Source organism: Burkholderia sp. AU27893 (assembly GCF_002223205.1).
GTDB lineage: Bacteria > Pseudomonadota > Gammaproteobacteria > Burkholderiales > Burkholderiaceae > Burkholderia.
On the sequence record NZ_NKFD01000004.1, the window covers coordinates 2,149,018 to 2,162,238 of the forward strand.

General features: G+C 68.6%; 14 protein-coding genes. 7 read left to right on the forward strand and 7 right to left on the reverse strand.

Annotated features, from left to right (window positions below; genetic code table 11):
- Nucleotides 1–304: 304 nt before the first annotated feature.
- Nucleotides 305–637 (forward strand): type II toxin-antitoxin system RelE/ParE family toxin, encoded by a 333-nt coding sequence (locus tag CFB47_RS29465; protein WP_089463114.1) that lies wholly within the window; start codon nucleotides 305–307, stop codon nucleotides 635–637.
- Nucleotides 634–963, forward strand: a complete 330-nt coding sequence (locus CFB47_RS29470; RefSeq protein WP_011356110.1) for a DNA-binding protein — start codon at nucleotides 634–636, stop codon at nucleotides 961–963. The genes CFB47_RS29465 and CFB47_RS29470 overlap by 4 nt, the downstream gene beginning before the upstream one ends.
- A 16-nt stretch (nucleotides 964–979) precedes the next feature.
- Here CFB47_RS29470 and CFB47_RS29475 read toward each other — a convergent pair whose 3' ends face one another.
- Both CFB47_RS29475 and CFB47_RS29480 read right to left on the reverse strand, forming a co-directional pair.
- A complete protein-coding gene (locus CFB47_RS29475) occupies nucleotides 980–2,998 on the reverse strand; it encodes an LssY C-terminal domain-containing protein (RefSeq protein WP_089463115.1) in 2,019 nt (672 codons plus the stop codon).
- Between the two features lie 102 nt (nucleotides 2,999–3,100).
- Nucleotides 3,101–3,553, reverse strand: coding sequence for a hypothetical protein (locus tag CFB47_RS29480; RefSeq protein WP_089463116.1), 453 nt, complete (start codon nucleotides 3,551–3,553; stop codon nucleotides 3,101–3,103).
- A gap of 323 nt (nucleotides 3,554–3,876) precedes the next feature.
- On the opposite strand from CFB47_RS29480, the gene CFB47_RS29490 reads away from it, so the two are divergent.
- Both CFB47_RS29490 and CFB47_RS29495 read left to right on the forward strand, forming a co-directional pair.
- Nucleotides 3,877–4,521: a response regulator transcription factor gene (locus tag CFB47_RS29490; protein WP_089463117.1), complete on the forward strand. Its 645-nt coding sequence runs from the start codon at nucleotides 3,877–3,879 to the stop codon at nucleotides 4,519–4,521.
- Nucleotides 4,518–6,323 (forward strand): sensor histidine kinase, encoded by a 1,806-nt coding sequence (locus CFB47_RS29495; RefSeq protein WP_089463118.1) that lies wholly within the window; start codon nucleotides 4,518–4,520, stop codon nucleotides 6,321–6,323. Before CFB47_RS29490 ends, CFB47_RS29495 begins: the two co-directional genes overlap by 4 nt.
- A 59-nt stretch (nucleotides 6,324–6,382) precedes the next feature.
- Here the strand turns inward: CFB47_RS29495 and CFB47_RS29500 are convergent, their stop codons facing one another.
- Nucleotides 6,383–6,682 (reverse strand): type II toxin-antitoxin system RelE/ParE family toxin, encoded by a 300-nt coding sequence (locus tag CFB47_RS29500; protein WP_089463119.1) that lies wholly within the window; start codon nucleotides 6,680–6,682, stop codon nucleotides 6,383–6,385.
- Nucleotides 6,679–6,954, reverse strand: coding sequence for a YlcI/YnfO family protein (locus tag CFB47_RS29505; protein ID WP_089463120.1), 276 nt, complete (start codon nucleotides 6,952–6,954; stop codon nucleotides 6,679–6,681). The genes CFB47_RS29500 and CFB47_RS29505 overlap by 4 nt, the downstream gene beginning before the upstream one ends.
- A 227-nt stretch (nucleotides 6,955–7,181) precedes the next feature.
- On the opposite strand from CFB47_RS29505, the gene CFB47_RS29510 reads away from it, so the two are divergent.
- Nucleotides 7,182–7,859, forward strand: coding sequence for a hypothetical protein (locus tag CFB47_RS29510; protein ID WP_089463121.1), 678 nt, complete (start codon nucleotides 7,182–7,184; stop codon nucleotides 7,857–7,859).
- 12 nt (nucleotides 7,860–7,871) lie between these two features.
- Here CFB47_RS29510 and CFB47_RS29515 read toward each other — a convergent pair whose 3' ends face one another.
- Nucleotides 7,872–9,182 (reverse strand): MFS transporter, encoded by a 1,311-nt coding sequence (locus CFB47_RS29515; protein ID WP_089457659.1) that lies wholly within the window; start codon nucleotides 9,180–9,182, stop codon nucleotides 7,872–7,874.
- 111 nt (nucleotides 9,183–9,293) lie between these two features.
- Entirely contained in the window at nucleotides 9,294–10,310 is a 1,017-nt protein-coding gene (locus CFB47_RS29520) for an ABC transporter substrate-binding protein (protein WP_089463122.1), read from the reverse strand.
- A 271-nt stretch (nucleotides 10,311–10,581) separates the two neighbouring features.
- On the opposite strand from CFB47_RS29520, the gene CFB47_RS29525 reads away from it, so the two are divergent.
- Nucleotides 10,582–11,247 carry a response regulator transcription factor gene (locus CFB47_RS29525; protein ID WP_089463123.1) on the forward strand — a complete coding sequence of 222 codons (666 nt, stop codon included), beginning with the start codon at nucleotides 10,582–10,584 and terminating at the stop codon, nucleotides 11,245–11,247.
- On the forward strand, nucleotides 11,234–12,655 hold the full coding sequence (locus tag CFB47_RS29530; protein ID WP_089463124.1) for a sensor histidine kinase: 1,422 nt from the start codon (nucleotides 11,234–11,236) through the stop codon (nucleotides 12,653–12,655). Before CFB47_RS29525 ends, CFB47_RS29530 begins: the two co-directional genes overlap by 14 nt.
- Nucleotides 12,656–12,696: 41 nt before the next feature.
- Here CFB47_RS29530 and CFB47_RS29535 read toward each other — a convergent pair whose 3' ends face one another.
- Entirely contained in the window at nucleotides 12,697–13,143 is a 447-nt protein-coding gene (locus CFB47_RS29535; protein WP_089463125.1) for a hypothetical protein, read from the reverse strand.
- Between the last annotated feature and the right edge of the window lie 78 nt (nucleotides 13,144–13,221).

A 13,221-nucleotide genomic window follows, 5' to 3' on the forward strand; every position in this document is an offset into this window, starting at 1 on the left:
GTTTGCTGTTCACGTTGCCCCCCTTACACCCCACCCACCGCGCGTGCCCGTCACCGGGCCGTTGACGTTGGCCATCCGGCCGAATCGTCACCCTGCGCACCGGATGAAAGAATGATCTTCGTCCGGGAAGCCGGCTTCGCGGCCTGAGATCCCGCACTTCGAAGGCACCGTATGCGCAGCAACGCGCGTGCGGTGTCGTGTGTTGCCCCGACTCGGCAATGCGCGCACGCCCCGCGCACATCACCCGGCCGCTCGCACGACCACTCCATTTAATCCTCTTTCTTTTTGTAGCTTATAAGTTACAATGCTCTCCAAGTTCGAACTTCTTCGCTATCAGCGCGACGATGGTCGCGAGCCCTTCACCGAATGGTTGAACGCCATGCGCGACAAGCTTGCGCAGGCACGGATTCGCGAACGCCTGCGCCGCGTGCAGACCGGCAATTTCGGCGATTGCGAGTCGGTCGGCGAAGGCGTGATCGAACTGCGCGTCCACGTCGGCGCCGGATATCGCGTGTATTTCGGGCGGTACGGCGGCGCACTGGTGCTGTTGCTTTCAGGTGGCGACAAAAGCAGTCAACCCGACGACATCAGGCGCGCCAAGGAACACTGGTCGAACTGGAAACGGAGGCAAACATGACCAAGCTCAAAGGTGCGGTATCGCACCACGACGCGGAAGTCGCCGAACTCGGCGCCGACCGCGAACTCGCGGTGGCCTATCTGCGCGTCGCGATGGAATCGCTCGACGATCCCGACAACCGCGCGGCCGGCCTGCTCGCGCTGCGTACGGTCGCGGAAGCATACGGCGGGCTCGGCGCCGTCGCGGCCGAAGCCGGCATCAGCCGCGAATCGCTGTATCGCACGCTCTCGCCAAACGGCAACCCGACACTGAAAACCCTGCTCGCAGTGCTCAAGACCGTCGGCCTGCGCCTGTCCGTCGTCCCCGCGCAGCCGGCGCACGCGTAAGCGGCACACCGCCCGCTCACGGCCGCACCATCCACACCAGCAGCATCTCCGCCGGCGCGTTCGTCATCCCCGCCGGCGGATGCTCGATCGCCGGCTCGACCGCCAGCGCCTTCGCCATCGTCGCCGCATCGTCGATCGTCGTCGTGCGCACGATCGTCATCAGTCGCGCCGGCCGGTGCAGCGTCTCGCGGTACAGCGCGCCGTACCACAGCGGCCGCGTGCCGAGCGCGTCCTGCAGTACGTACGGATAACGCCACAGCCGCAGCACGAGGCGGCTGGCCGGCTGCCCCGGATCGACGCGCACGAACACGCGGCGCGTACTTTCGCCGTGCGTGTAGCGCGGCAGCACCGGCAGCGCATCGGCCGGCGCCTGCGGCAGCAGCCAGCGCAGCGCGGTGGCCGGCGACCACGGCGCCGCGCGCTGCCAGCCCGCCTGCGCGAGATGCCGGTCGAGCGTGTCCGACGTCGCGCTCCATTGCAGCGGCAGATATTCCTCGCGGTCGCCGCCGATCTCGGTGCGCCGCACCGGCACGCGCTGCCAACCGCCGCGCAGCCACTGGTCGACGGTCATCGCGACCACGTCGCCGACATGCGGGCGCGCCGCGCGGTCGAGCTGCCATTGCGCGGGAACCGTCCAGACGCCGGCCGTCGCGAGCACCACCGTCACCGCGACGAGCGCGCCCCTCGGCTGCACGTGCTCGCGCACGCGCCAGTACGCATACGCGCCGGCCAGCAACGCGAACCAGGCGAGCCCGAGACTCCAGCCGCCCAGCAGGCCCGACAGCCACGTGTCGCCCACATACAGCCGCGCGAAGCCGCCGAGCACGATCCACAACACCACCGCCGTCACGACCGGGATTTGCCACCGCGCGGGCCGGTCACGCGCGAGCACCCAGCCGAGGCCGCTGCTCGCGAGAATCGCGAACGCCGCTTCGGCGTCGGGCAGCGGCACGTGCGGCGCACCGGGCGGCAGGCTCGCGGGCGTCGCGCCGGGTATGCCCGCGCCGAACACCGGCCCGAGCACGACGGCGACGCCGACCGTCGCGAGCCACCACGCGGCCGTCAGCCAGCAGCGGTGGATCATCAGCCAGACGAGAAACGCGGCCGCGACGATCAGCCCCGTATCGTGCCCGTGCAGCACGGCCAGCGCGCGCATCGTGGCGTCCACCGGCGGCGTGCGCAGGTTCTGCAAGAATGCATACAGCGCGATGTCTGCGTGGATCAGCGGATCGTTCGCGACGACATCCTGTACGAGGCCCGCGAACAGCCACACGCAGCCGATGAACAGCAGCGCGAGTACGGGCACCGCGCCGGGCAGGCCGCGCACGTAAGCGATCGCGTCGTGCAGCCGCGCACCAAACCGCGGCCAGCGGCGCGCGCAGGCATGCACGCCTTCGACGAGCGCACGGCGCAACAGCGGCCAGCCGCGCCGCAACGCGACCCGCACGCCGACCCACACGAGCGCGACCAGCGCCGCGACGACCAGCAGGATCACGGCGACCCGCACGCTGATCGCCGCGGCCAGCGCGGCCGACGCGCCGAACAGGATGCCCGGCGCGACGTGCACGGGCGCCCAGATGAGCGCCGAGACGACGTTGACCGGATAGAACGACCGGCGTGGCAGCGTCGCGCAGCCGACCACGACCGGCACGACCGCGCGCACCGGCGCAAGAAAACGCGCGAGCACGATGCTCTTCATGCCATGGCGCAGCACGAACTCCTCGCCGCGCGCGAAGGCGGCCGCATAGCCGAAGCGCGCCCATGCGTTGCGGATCACGCCGCGATAGTGCCGCCCGAGTTCATAGCTGATCCCGTCGCCGATCACGGCGCCGGCCGCCGCGACACCGATGGTCGTCCAGGCGTCGAGCGCGCCCGCGCCGATCAGCGCACCGGCCGCGAACATCACGGCGCCGGCCGGCACGACCGTGCCGATCAGCGCGATCGCCTCGGCGCAGGCCGCCATGAACACGATCGCGAGCACGAGCAGCGGATGTGCGCCGATCGCACCGATCCATGCGTGGATCGTGTCGCTCATCGCACGCGCCTCGGCGGAGCGCCCCGGTGTGCGAACACCGGGCCGGTGGTGGCAGCGTGAAGGTTCATCGGGCGGTGCGCGCGGTCGCGCCGGCGGGGCGGGTCAATCGAACTCGTGCTGCCGCGCGTCGGCCTCGAGCGGCGCGTCGTGGTAGCCGACCGTCGCAATCTCCTGCAGATAGCGCGCGAGAAACGCTCCGATCGAGCCGGCAGCCTCGTACTGATGCACGTGGCGGAATTCGTGGGTCAGCAGGCGGCGCGTGTCCTGCCCGCGCAGCACATACACCGCATGGCCGAGCGTGAGCCCGATCGTCCCCGGCGCCAGGAGCCCCGTGTCGCGGGCGATCGCGGCCAGCGACGGCACCTCGGGGAACGGCATGCGCTCGACGATCACCACGCGGATCCGCTCCGGCTGTGCGACGCCCACCGTGCGCGCGTCGTCGGCCTGCTCGGGCGTCAGCGGCGCCCCCTGCGCGATCCCGCGCGCCGCCTCGGCTTCCGCCCATGCAATGGCAGCGGGCAGTGCGGACGGCAGGATATCGGCAAGATCGATCATCGTGGGGCTCCTCGGGGGGGTTGTAGTGGCATCGGGCACCAGTTTAGTCCCGAATCGCAACGGCTCGCGGGGTAGCTCGCGACGCGACGCGTCGCCCCTCCCCGGTCTCAAAATTATTCAGGGAATACCCTGATTCCTGCCGGCTCTTCCTCGTACTTGCTCCCTGGGATTATTTCGTTTCAGTACACATTCCACGCTCGACTATCTCGAAAATTTCCCGGATGTGTACCGTTTTCGGATTCTGCGGAATATATTGATCAGAAGAACAGCCGCGGCGACTCCCGGACAGCAGGGCGCGGCGTCATCCCGAAGAGGATCGCTAGATGATCAGGGTAATTCTGGCTGACGATCACGCAGTCATGCGGGACGGATTGCGTCACATCCTGGAAACGGCCGGCGGTTTCGAAATCGTCGGCGAGGCGAGCGACGGCTCGGCCACGCTTGCGCTCGTCGAGCGCGGCGCCGCGGACGTGCTGCTGCTCGACCTGTCGATGCCCGCGCCGACCGGCATCGAGCTGATCCGGCTGGTGAAACACCACGCGCCGTCGCTGCGCACGCTGGTGCTGACGATGCATGCGGAGGCGCAGTACGCGGCGCGCGCGTTCAAGGCCGGCGCGACCGGCTACCTGACGAAGGACAGCGCGACCGCCGAGCTCGTCGAGGCGGTCGGCAAGGTGGCCGCGGGCGGCGTCTACGTGAGCCCGTCGGCGGCCGAGAGTCTCGCGCTCACGCTGCGCACGCCGGCCGCCGCGCTGCCGCACGAGCGGCTGTCCGCGCGCGAGTTCGACGTGATGCGCCGCATCGTCGCGGGCCAGACCGTCACGCAGATCGCGACCGAACTCGCGCTCAGCACGAAAACGGTCAGCACCTACAAGACCCGGATCCTCGAGAAGATGGACCTACCGCACGAAGCCGCGCTGGTCCGCTACGCGGTGCGCCACGAACTCGACCCCGGCGGCGACGCATGACCGCCGCCTTCCGCGTCCCGCCCTCATCGCCGCCCTCGCCCTCACCCGCGGACGACGACCCGGACGCGTCGCGCCTGTTCATGTCGTCGCTGCCGCCGGGCCGGCGCGAACGGCGGCTCGCGCTCGCGACCGTGCTCGTCTCCGCCGTGATCTTCACCGCGCTTGCACCGTTCGCCGGCAGGCCGCTTGCGCCGGGCTGGGCGTTCGTCCCCGTGTACCAGTCGGCGATCGTCGTCAACGACATGGTGACGGCCGGCCTGCTGCTCGGCCAGTACGCGATCCTGCGCCAGCGGCCGCTGCTCGTGCTCGCGGGCGGCTACCTGTTCACGGGTTTCATGGCCGGCACCCACATGCTGACCTTTCCCGGGCTGTTCGCACCGACCGGCCTGCTCGGCGGCGGCGACCAGACCACCGCCTGGCTGTACCTGTTCTGGCACGGCGGCTTTCCGCTGGCGGTCGCCGCGTACGCGCTGCTGCGCGCGAAGTCGCGTGCGCCGGGGCCGATCCCGGCCCCGCAGCGCCGCGCGGCGATTCCCGTCGGGCTGTGCATCGCGGCCGCGGTCGGCGCGACGGTCGCGCTCGCGCTGCTCGCGACGGCCGGCCACGACCTGCTGCCGCGCATCATGAACGGCAACCGGATGGCCGCGACGATGACGTACGCGATCACGGTCGTCTGGGGGCTGAACCTGGTCGCGCTGATGCTGATGTGGCAGCGGCGGCGGCGCCATTCCGTGCTCGACCTGTGGGTGATGACGGTGCTCGTCGCGTGGCTGTTCGACATCGCGCTGTCGTCGATGCTGAATCACGGGCGCTACGACCTCGGCTTCTACGCGGGGCGCGCGTACGGCCTCGTCGCGTCCGGTGTCGTGCTGTTCGCGATGCTGTTCGAGAACGGCAGGCTGCATGCGCAGACGGTGCGCGCGCTGGCCGGCGCGCGCTACCAGCATCTGCTCGTCGTGCAGAAGAGCGCGCAGCTGAACGACGCGAACGAACGGCTCGAACAACGCGTCGCCGCGCGCACCGCGCAACTGAGCGCGTCGAACCGCGACCTGCGGCGCGAAGTCGAGGACCGCGTGCGTGCCGAGCGGGCACTGCAGACGTCGCGCGAGGAGCTGCGCGAGATTGCCGCGATCAGCGCGAGCGCACGCGAAGCCGAGCAGCGCCGCATCGCACGCGAGCTGCACGACGAGCTCGCGCAGACGCTCGCGACGCTGAAGAACGATCTCGAATGGCTGCTCGACCGCGTGCCGCAGGACGATGCGCTGCTGGCGCGCAAGATCGCGGCGATGCACGCGCTGGCGCGCGGCGCGGTGGCCGCGACACGCCGCATCGCGTCGGACCTGCGCCCGCTGATGCTCGACGATCTCGGCTTCGCCGCGGCGATGCAGTGGCTCGTGGAGGATTTCCGGCACCGTCATGGCATCGCATGCACGCTGCACGTCGAGCCGCCCGAGCTGCAGCTCGACGAGCCTTACGCGACGGCGGTGTTCCGCATCGCGCAGGAAGCGCTCGCGAACGTCGCGCGGCACGCAGCCGCGTCGCATGCGACCGTCGAACTCGTGCATGCGAGCAATGCGCTCGAGCTGACGATTCGCGACGACGGCGCGGGTTTCGATCCCGGCGTGCCGCGCAAGTCGGGATCGTTCGGGCTGGTCGGGTTACGCGAGCGCGCGTATCTCGTCGGCGGCACGCTGCGGATCGCGACGACGCTCGGCGAAGGGACGACGGTCGAGGTCGAGATTCCGCTGGCGCCTGCGCAGGTGACGGTCGCGCATGGTGGGGATGGGGCGCCGCGCGGGTAGAGACTCAGTGAAGGCGGTGGTACGGGCGGGTGCCGCGATGATGCCCCGCCGCTGGCCGGTCAGTGGTAGTCGTCTTCACGTTGATGACGGACAGCGAGGATCGTGACCTGCTCCGCACTTTCGATCTCGAACAGCAGGACATAGCCTGATGTGCCAAAGGACACGATCAGTTCCCGCAGAAACGGATTGCCCTCGTCGATTTTGCGACACGTGAATGGGAACAGTCTCAGCATGGCGACGCCCCGTTCGATCGCCTCCAGCGCCCTCGCAGCGGCATCTACATCACGTTCGAGCAGATATCGATACAACCGCACCAGATCTTCACGTGCTGCGCGCGTATAGCGAACCGGGTAGCTCAATCAGCCGCCTTCGCTGCGCGAGCGGCGTTCAGCATGCTCTCGAGTTCGCTCTGCACCTCCGCCGCATCGACATATTCGCCGGTACGCCGCGCCTCGTCGCGAGACGCCAGACCGCGTGCGACAAACTCGTGCTGCAGGCGTCGACGCGCAATGCCATCGCGCAACGCCGACTCCATGAACGCGGACAGCGTCTCGTTTTCCGCAAGGACAGACTCCGCCTCTTCGCGCAATTTCGGATCGACCCGCAGTGCAGGCATCGTGGCTGTTTTCATTGCACACTCCATGCATTACATATGTAATGCATGGTACCACGCTGACCTCCTTGCGAACAGTCGGCCATTTGGACGGTCGGCTTACGAAGTTGTTTTCGCCCCATTTTCAAATCCCCGCGTGCAACGCCCGGTGACAGCATCGGCGTGGCGCTACAATCCTTCGCCATCACCGTCCCGCGTCCCTCGCGCGCCAATGCGCCAGCCAAACGCATCCCCCCTCCACCAAGATGAAAACTCTCCGCAACTACATACTCGCCTTCTGCGCGGTCGCAGGCGGCTGGCTGGCCGTATCGCTGCTGTGCTGGCCCATCCTGCTCGCACTGCAAGCGCTGACGACGACCGTATTCATCCCGCATCCGGCCGGCAGCTACATCGGGCTCGGGTTCGTATCGACCGCACGGCTCCTGGATTTTCCGACGAGCTTCGTGGGCGCGTTTTCGGTGCCGTTCATGAACATGCCGCTCGGGTTCATCGCGATCGCGTGGTGGTTCGCCGCGTGGTTGATCGTGCCGGCCGCCTACCGGCACTACCGCACCAAGCCGCGCGGCCGCGCGTCACGAGCGGTCGTGTGGCGCGCAGTGCGCCAGGGGCTGGTCACGACCGCCGTGCTGCTCCTCGTCGCGATACCCTTCCAGCGGCGCTACGAGATCGTCACACCCGATCACCTCTACGTCCGACACCTGTTCGACTGGCACGAGCGCGCGTATCCGCTCGCATCGCTGAAGGAGATCCACGTGGACGATCCCGGCACCAGCCGCGGCATCGTCACGTGGGACTTCATTTTCGACGGCGACAACCGCTTCACGACGACCGCCCCCGACATCCACGCGCTCAAATACCTGCTGTCGAACACGCACGCTACAGCCAACTTCACGGTCGTCGGGAACCAGTTGATGAAGCGGTAACACCGCGCGCCGTCACGCGCGCGCCGCCACCATCCCCCGTTCCGAGCGCGTCCACGCGACCAGCGCGCCGATCCCGAGCAGCGCGAGACACACGATCGGCACGATCATCGGGCCGAACGCCGTGCCCGTCACCTTGCCGGCAAACGGCATCAGGTTCTGGCTGAAGAAGCCGCCGAGGTTGCCGATCGAGTTGATTGCCGCGACGCTCGCCGCCGCCCGCGCACCGGTGAAGTAGCGCGGCGGCATCGACCAGAAGCACGGGTACAGCAGCGGGATGCATGCGCCACCGAGCACCAGCGCGATGAAGCGCAGCGGCGTCGACGGCAGCACGAGGCTCAGCAGGAAGCCCAGCGCGCCAAGCGCGGCAACGATCGCGATCGTGCGCAGGATGCTCTTCGCGCGACGCAGTTTCGCCGGCAGCCACAGCAGCAGCAACACCGCGAGCGCCCACGGCAGCATGCTCAGGAAGCCGTTCATGCTGCTCGACACGCCGAACGATTTCACGAGCGTCGGCAACCAGTACGTCACGCCGTACAGCGACGTCGACATCAGCATGTAGGTGGCCGCGAACAGCATCACGCGCGGATCGAGCAGCGCCTTCCACGGCTGCCCGTGCTCGGCTCGCGCGGGCTTCTCGCGTTCGAGCGCGGCCTCGACGATCTGCTTCTCGCGGTCGTCGAGGAAACGTGCGTCGCGCACCGACGCGGGCAGCACACGGAACACGACGATCGCGACGATCACCGCCGGGATGCCCGTCGCCACGAACACCCACTGCCAGCCCGCCAGCCCCCACACGCCGTTCAGGCTCAGCAACACGCCGCCGACCAGCGAGCCGAGCATGTTCGCGAGCGCGCTGCCGAGCGTGAAGATGCCGAGCACCTTCGCGCGGTAGCTCTGCGGGAACCACAGCGTCAGGTAGTAGATCACGCCCGGATAGAAACCAGCCTCGGCGATGCCGAGCACGAAGCGCAGCGCGCAGAACGCGGGCATCGACGTCGTGAAGCCCATCAGCACGGTGATGAGCCCCCACGTCAGCATGATCCGCGCGAGCCACACGCGCGCGCCGTAGCGATGCAGCGCGAGCGTGCTCGGCACCTCGAACAGCAGGTAGCCGATGAAGAACAGCGACGACGCGAGCCCGAACGCGGCCTCCGTCATCCCGAGGCTGTGCACCATCTGCAGCTTCGCGAAGCCGACGTTCTGCCGGTCGATGAACGCGATCAGGAACATCACGACGAGAATGGGCAGCAGGCGCCGCGCCATCTTCGACATGATGCGCTGCTCTTCGGCGGACGCGGGGTCCAGGGTTTCAGTGGCGTTCACTTGAGGCTCCTTGCGTGAAACGGTTGCATAGCGGTTGCGTATCGGTTGAATCGGCGCTGCGCGCGACAAGCGCACGGGCACGAGGTGTTTCGATGAAAGGGCGCGGCGGCATCAACCCGATCGATAGTCGTCGAGCATCGGCGCGAACATCTCGTGCCACGCCCGCGGCTTCGCCTTGATCGTGCCGGCCAGGTACAGGAATTCGACGTAGTCCATCAGCTGGTTCGGCAGCACCGAGAAGCGCGTGTCCGGCGCGGCGAGCATCCGCATCACGTCGTCGTGCGACACGCCGACGCCGGACGACGCCGCATAGAGCGCGGCCGCCGCGCGCGGGTCCTGCGCGATCAGGCGGTTCGCCTCGTCGAGCGCGCCGAGAAACGCGCTGGCCAGCGCCGGCTCCGTACCGACGAGCCGCTTCGGCGCGAACACGACATCGAGCGTCAGCGGGCCGAGCACGTCGACCGAACTCACGACGCGGTGGATGCCCGGCTGCCGCAGCTCGAGCGTCGAGAACGGCGGCGACGTGAAGTGCGCGGTGACGCCGTTCTCGCGGCGGATCAGCGCCTGCATCGCCTGCGGATGCGGCAGGTTCACGGTGATCGAATCGAGCTGCGCGAAATGCTTCGGGCCGAGCTGCCGGCTCGCGACCATCTGCAGCACCACCGCCGACAGCGACGTGCGGATGCCCGGCACCGCGATCCGGTCGGACGGCGTGAAGTCGCGCAGCGACACGAGGCCCGGCCGGTTCGCGTTCAGCGACAGCGACGTGGTCGACAGCCCGCTGATGCCGATCACCTCGACGTTCGGGATGCCGCGCGCCCGTGCCCACAGCTCGATGAAACCCGGCGCGCCGGCCCCGGCGAAATCGAGCGTGCCGGCCATCATCGCGTCGTTGACGGAATTGCCGCCGTCGAGCAGCACCCAGTCGACCGCGACGTCGCGCACGCCGTGGCGCGCCGCGTGCCGCTCGAACAGCCGCTGCTTCTCCATCACGAGCAGCGGCAAGTACAGCACGCCATAGCCTTTGGAAATCCGCACTGTGCGCGGCTTCGCGCGCACGAGCGCAGGCGCGGCGAGCACGCCGAGGCCGGCGGCGATCAACGCGCGGCGGCGCGGCGACGTCGTCATGCGCCGGCCTTCCCTGCACGCGCGGCACGAGCGGCAAACGCCAGGCGGCCGGGGCCCGCGTCGCCGCACCGGCGAGCGCCGGCCGGCGACGCGCTGCATCGCGCGTTCGGCGCACCCGTTTGCTGCTGCATGTTGCCGTCTCCTGTGGTTCTGGTATTAATGGCCGTCCTTGCATCGTCCGGCTCGACACAGGTTATCGACCGAGTCTGAGAAAATGCTGACATCCCGGCCCCGGGAAAACCCCTAACCCACCCACCTGCGAAACGGCACCATGCGCATTCTCGTCGTGGAGGACGATGCCGAAATCGGCGCGGCGATCCGCAACCGCCTGGCGCGGCTCGGCCATGCCGTCGATCTCGAAACCGACGGCGCGACCGCGCACGGGCTGCTGCGCGTCGAGCGCTTCGACCTCGTCGTGCTCGACGCGAACCTGCCCGGCATGGACGGCTTCACGGTGCTGCGCCACCTGCGCGCATCGGGCAGCACGACGCCCGTGCTGCTCATCACCGCGCGCTCGGCGATCGACGACCGCGTAAGCGGCCTCGGCCTCGGCGCCGACGACTACCTCGTGAAGCCGTTCGACTACCGCGAGCTCGATGCGCGCGTGCAGGCGCTCCTGCGCCGCAACAGCGGCCACGCGAACGACGTGTTGACGCTCGGCGGCCTCGTGATCGACCGCAGCAGCCGCCTCGCGGAACTCGACGGCCAGCCGCTGTCGCTGTCGCGCCAGGAATTCGCCCTGCTCGAGATCCTCGCGAGCCGCCCGCAGCGGATCTTCTCGAAGGACGAACTGCTGAACCAGCTGTTCAGCTTCGGCAACGAGCCGACCACGAACGCGGTCGAGCAATACGTGACCCGCGTGCGCAAGAAGCTGCAGGGCAGCTCGGTCGAGATCCGTACCGCGCGCGGGATGGGGTATCAGATTGCGGCGCACTGACTGGTTCCCGAAGACGCTGTTCGGGCGCACGCTGCTCTTCATCGCGCTCGTCGTCGCGACCGGCGCGCTCGCGCTCGCGGCGATCGCGCGCTACTACGCGGGCGTCGCGGCCGAACGCGCGTACGACCAGTTGCTTGCGGGCGCATCGATCCAGGTCGCGGAAAACCTCTACGTGCAGGGCGGCGTGCTCGCGCTGAATCCGCCGGTGGCCGCGCTGTCGACGCTGTCGCGCTACGACCTCGTCTACTACAAGGTGGTCGATTCGCGCGGCATCGTCGTGGCCGGCTACAACGATCTCGCGAGCCCCGCGACGCTCGCCGCCGCGAAACAGGGCCCCGCGTTCGCGAACGGCCTGTACCAGGGGCACCGGATCCGCACCGCGACCATCGCGCGCTACATGCCCGAGGAAAGCACGCCGGGCTGGGCGCTCGTGACGGTCGCGCAAACCACCAACGCGCGCCAGCAACTCACGAACGACATGAGTTTCAAGGTATGGACGCTGATCCTGCTGATGAGCGTGCTCGCAATCGGCGCGAGCGGCCTCGCGATCCGGCGCGGCCTGCGCCCGCTCGCGCAGATCGGCACGATCATCGCCGCGCGCGACCCGGCCGACCTGCGGCCGGTGGCCGTCGATACGCCGAGCGAGATCGACGCGATCATCGGGTCGATCAACGGGCTGATGCACCGCCTCGCCGAGCGGATCAACGCAATGCAGCGCTTCATCGCCGATGCCGCACACCAGATGCGCACGCCGCTCGCGCGGCTCGACGCGCAGATCGAGCTGCTCGACGGCGAAGCCGATCCCGCGCGCCACGCGGCACGGCTCGATGCGCTGCGCGCGACCTCTTCGGACGTCGGCCGGCTCACCGGCCAGCTGCTCAATCATGCGATGGTGATTCATCGCACCGAGGCCGTGCCGCTGCAGCCCGTCGACCTCGTCGCGCTTGCTAAGGACGTGCTCGGCCGCGCGATTCCGCTCGCGGGCGAGCGCGACGTGGCCGTCGCGTTCGCGAGCGATGCGCCGCTCGCGTGGATCGACGGCGACGCGATCAGCCTGCAGGAAGCGCTGTCGAACGTGCTGCACAACGCGCTGCTGCATGGTCATGCGGACGACATCGTCGTGTCGGTCGCGACGCAGGGCAACGCCGGCGATGCCGTGACGCTGACCGTCACCGACAACGGCCGCGGGATTCCACCCGAGCACTGGGATGCCGCGCTGCAACCGTTCGTGCGGATCACGCCGGACGGCAGCGAGCGGCGCACCGGGTCGGGACTCGGGCTCGCGATCGTGCAGGAAGTGATGAAGGCGCACGGCGGGCGCGTCGGGTTTGCGTTTCCCGAGGCCGGCGGGTTTGCGGTGGTGTTGACGTTTCCGCGTGCGGCGGGGAGCGGCGCAGCGCAGGCGTGAGCGGCGGACTGCGCCGGTTCGGTCGCGTGCGCAGCGGGACCTCAATCGTCGGTGCCGTCCTCGAAGCGGTTGCGTTCCACGTGCCGCTCCACCACCCGGTCCAGCTCGTCGTACTGACGATCGCAGAACAGCCGGCACAACGTGTCGACGTCGGTACGCTTCCTGACGTCGATCGTATCGACGTGCTGCTCCAGCTTGCCTTTGCCGATCCCGAACAGCCCCTTCTTCATCCGCATCGAGACGGCATTCAGCTGGAAGCCGTCCGCATGCGCATCGCGCAGCGCGGTCACCCACAACTCCCGCTGATCGTCGACATGCTGCAGCACGAGGGCCGGCAACGGGCCGTCCTGCGTGGTGTCCCATTCGGCATGCTGCGCCGCCCACGGAAACGCATCGAACGCCTGCATGAACGACGCGTAATCCGTCGCGCCCTGCGGATCCAGTTGCTTGAAATCGTAGCCGACTTTCTGAACGGAATAGGTCAACATGGTGCGGCGCTCCCGGTGGCGGTGATGGCGACTGAGCGCCAATCTACCTGACAATCCCGCGTCTATCACCGCTTTTTT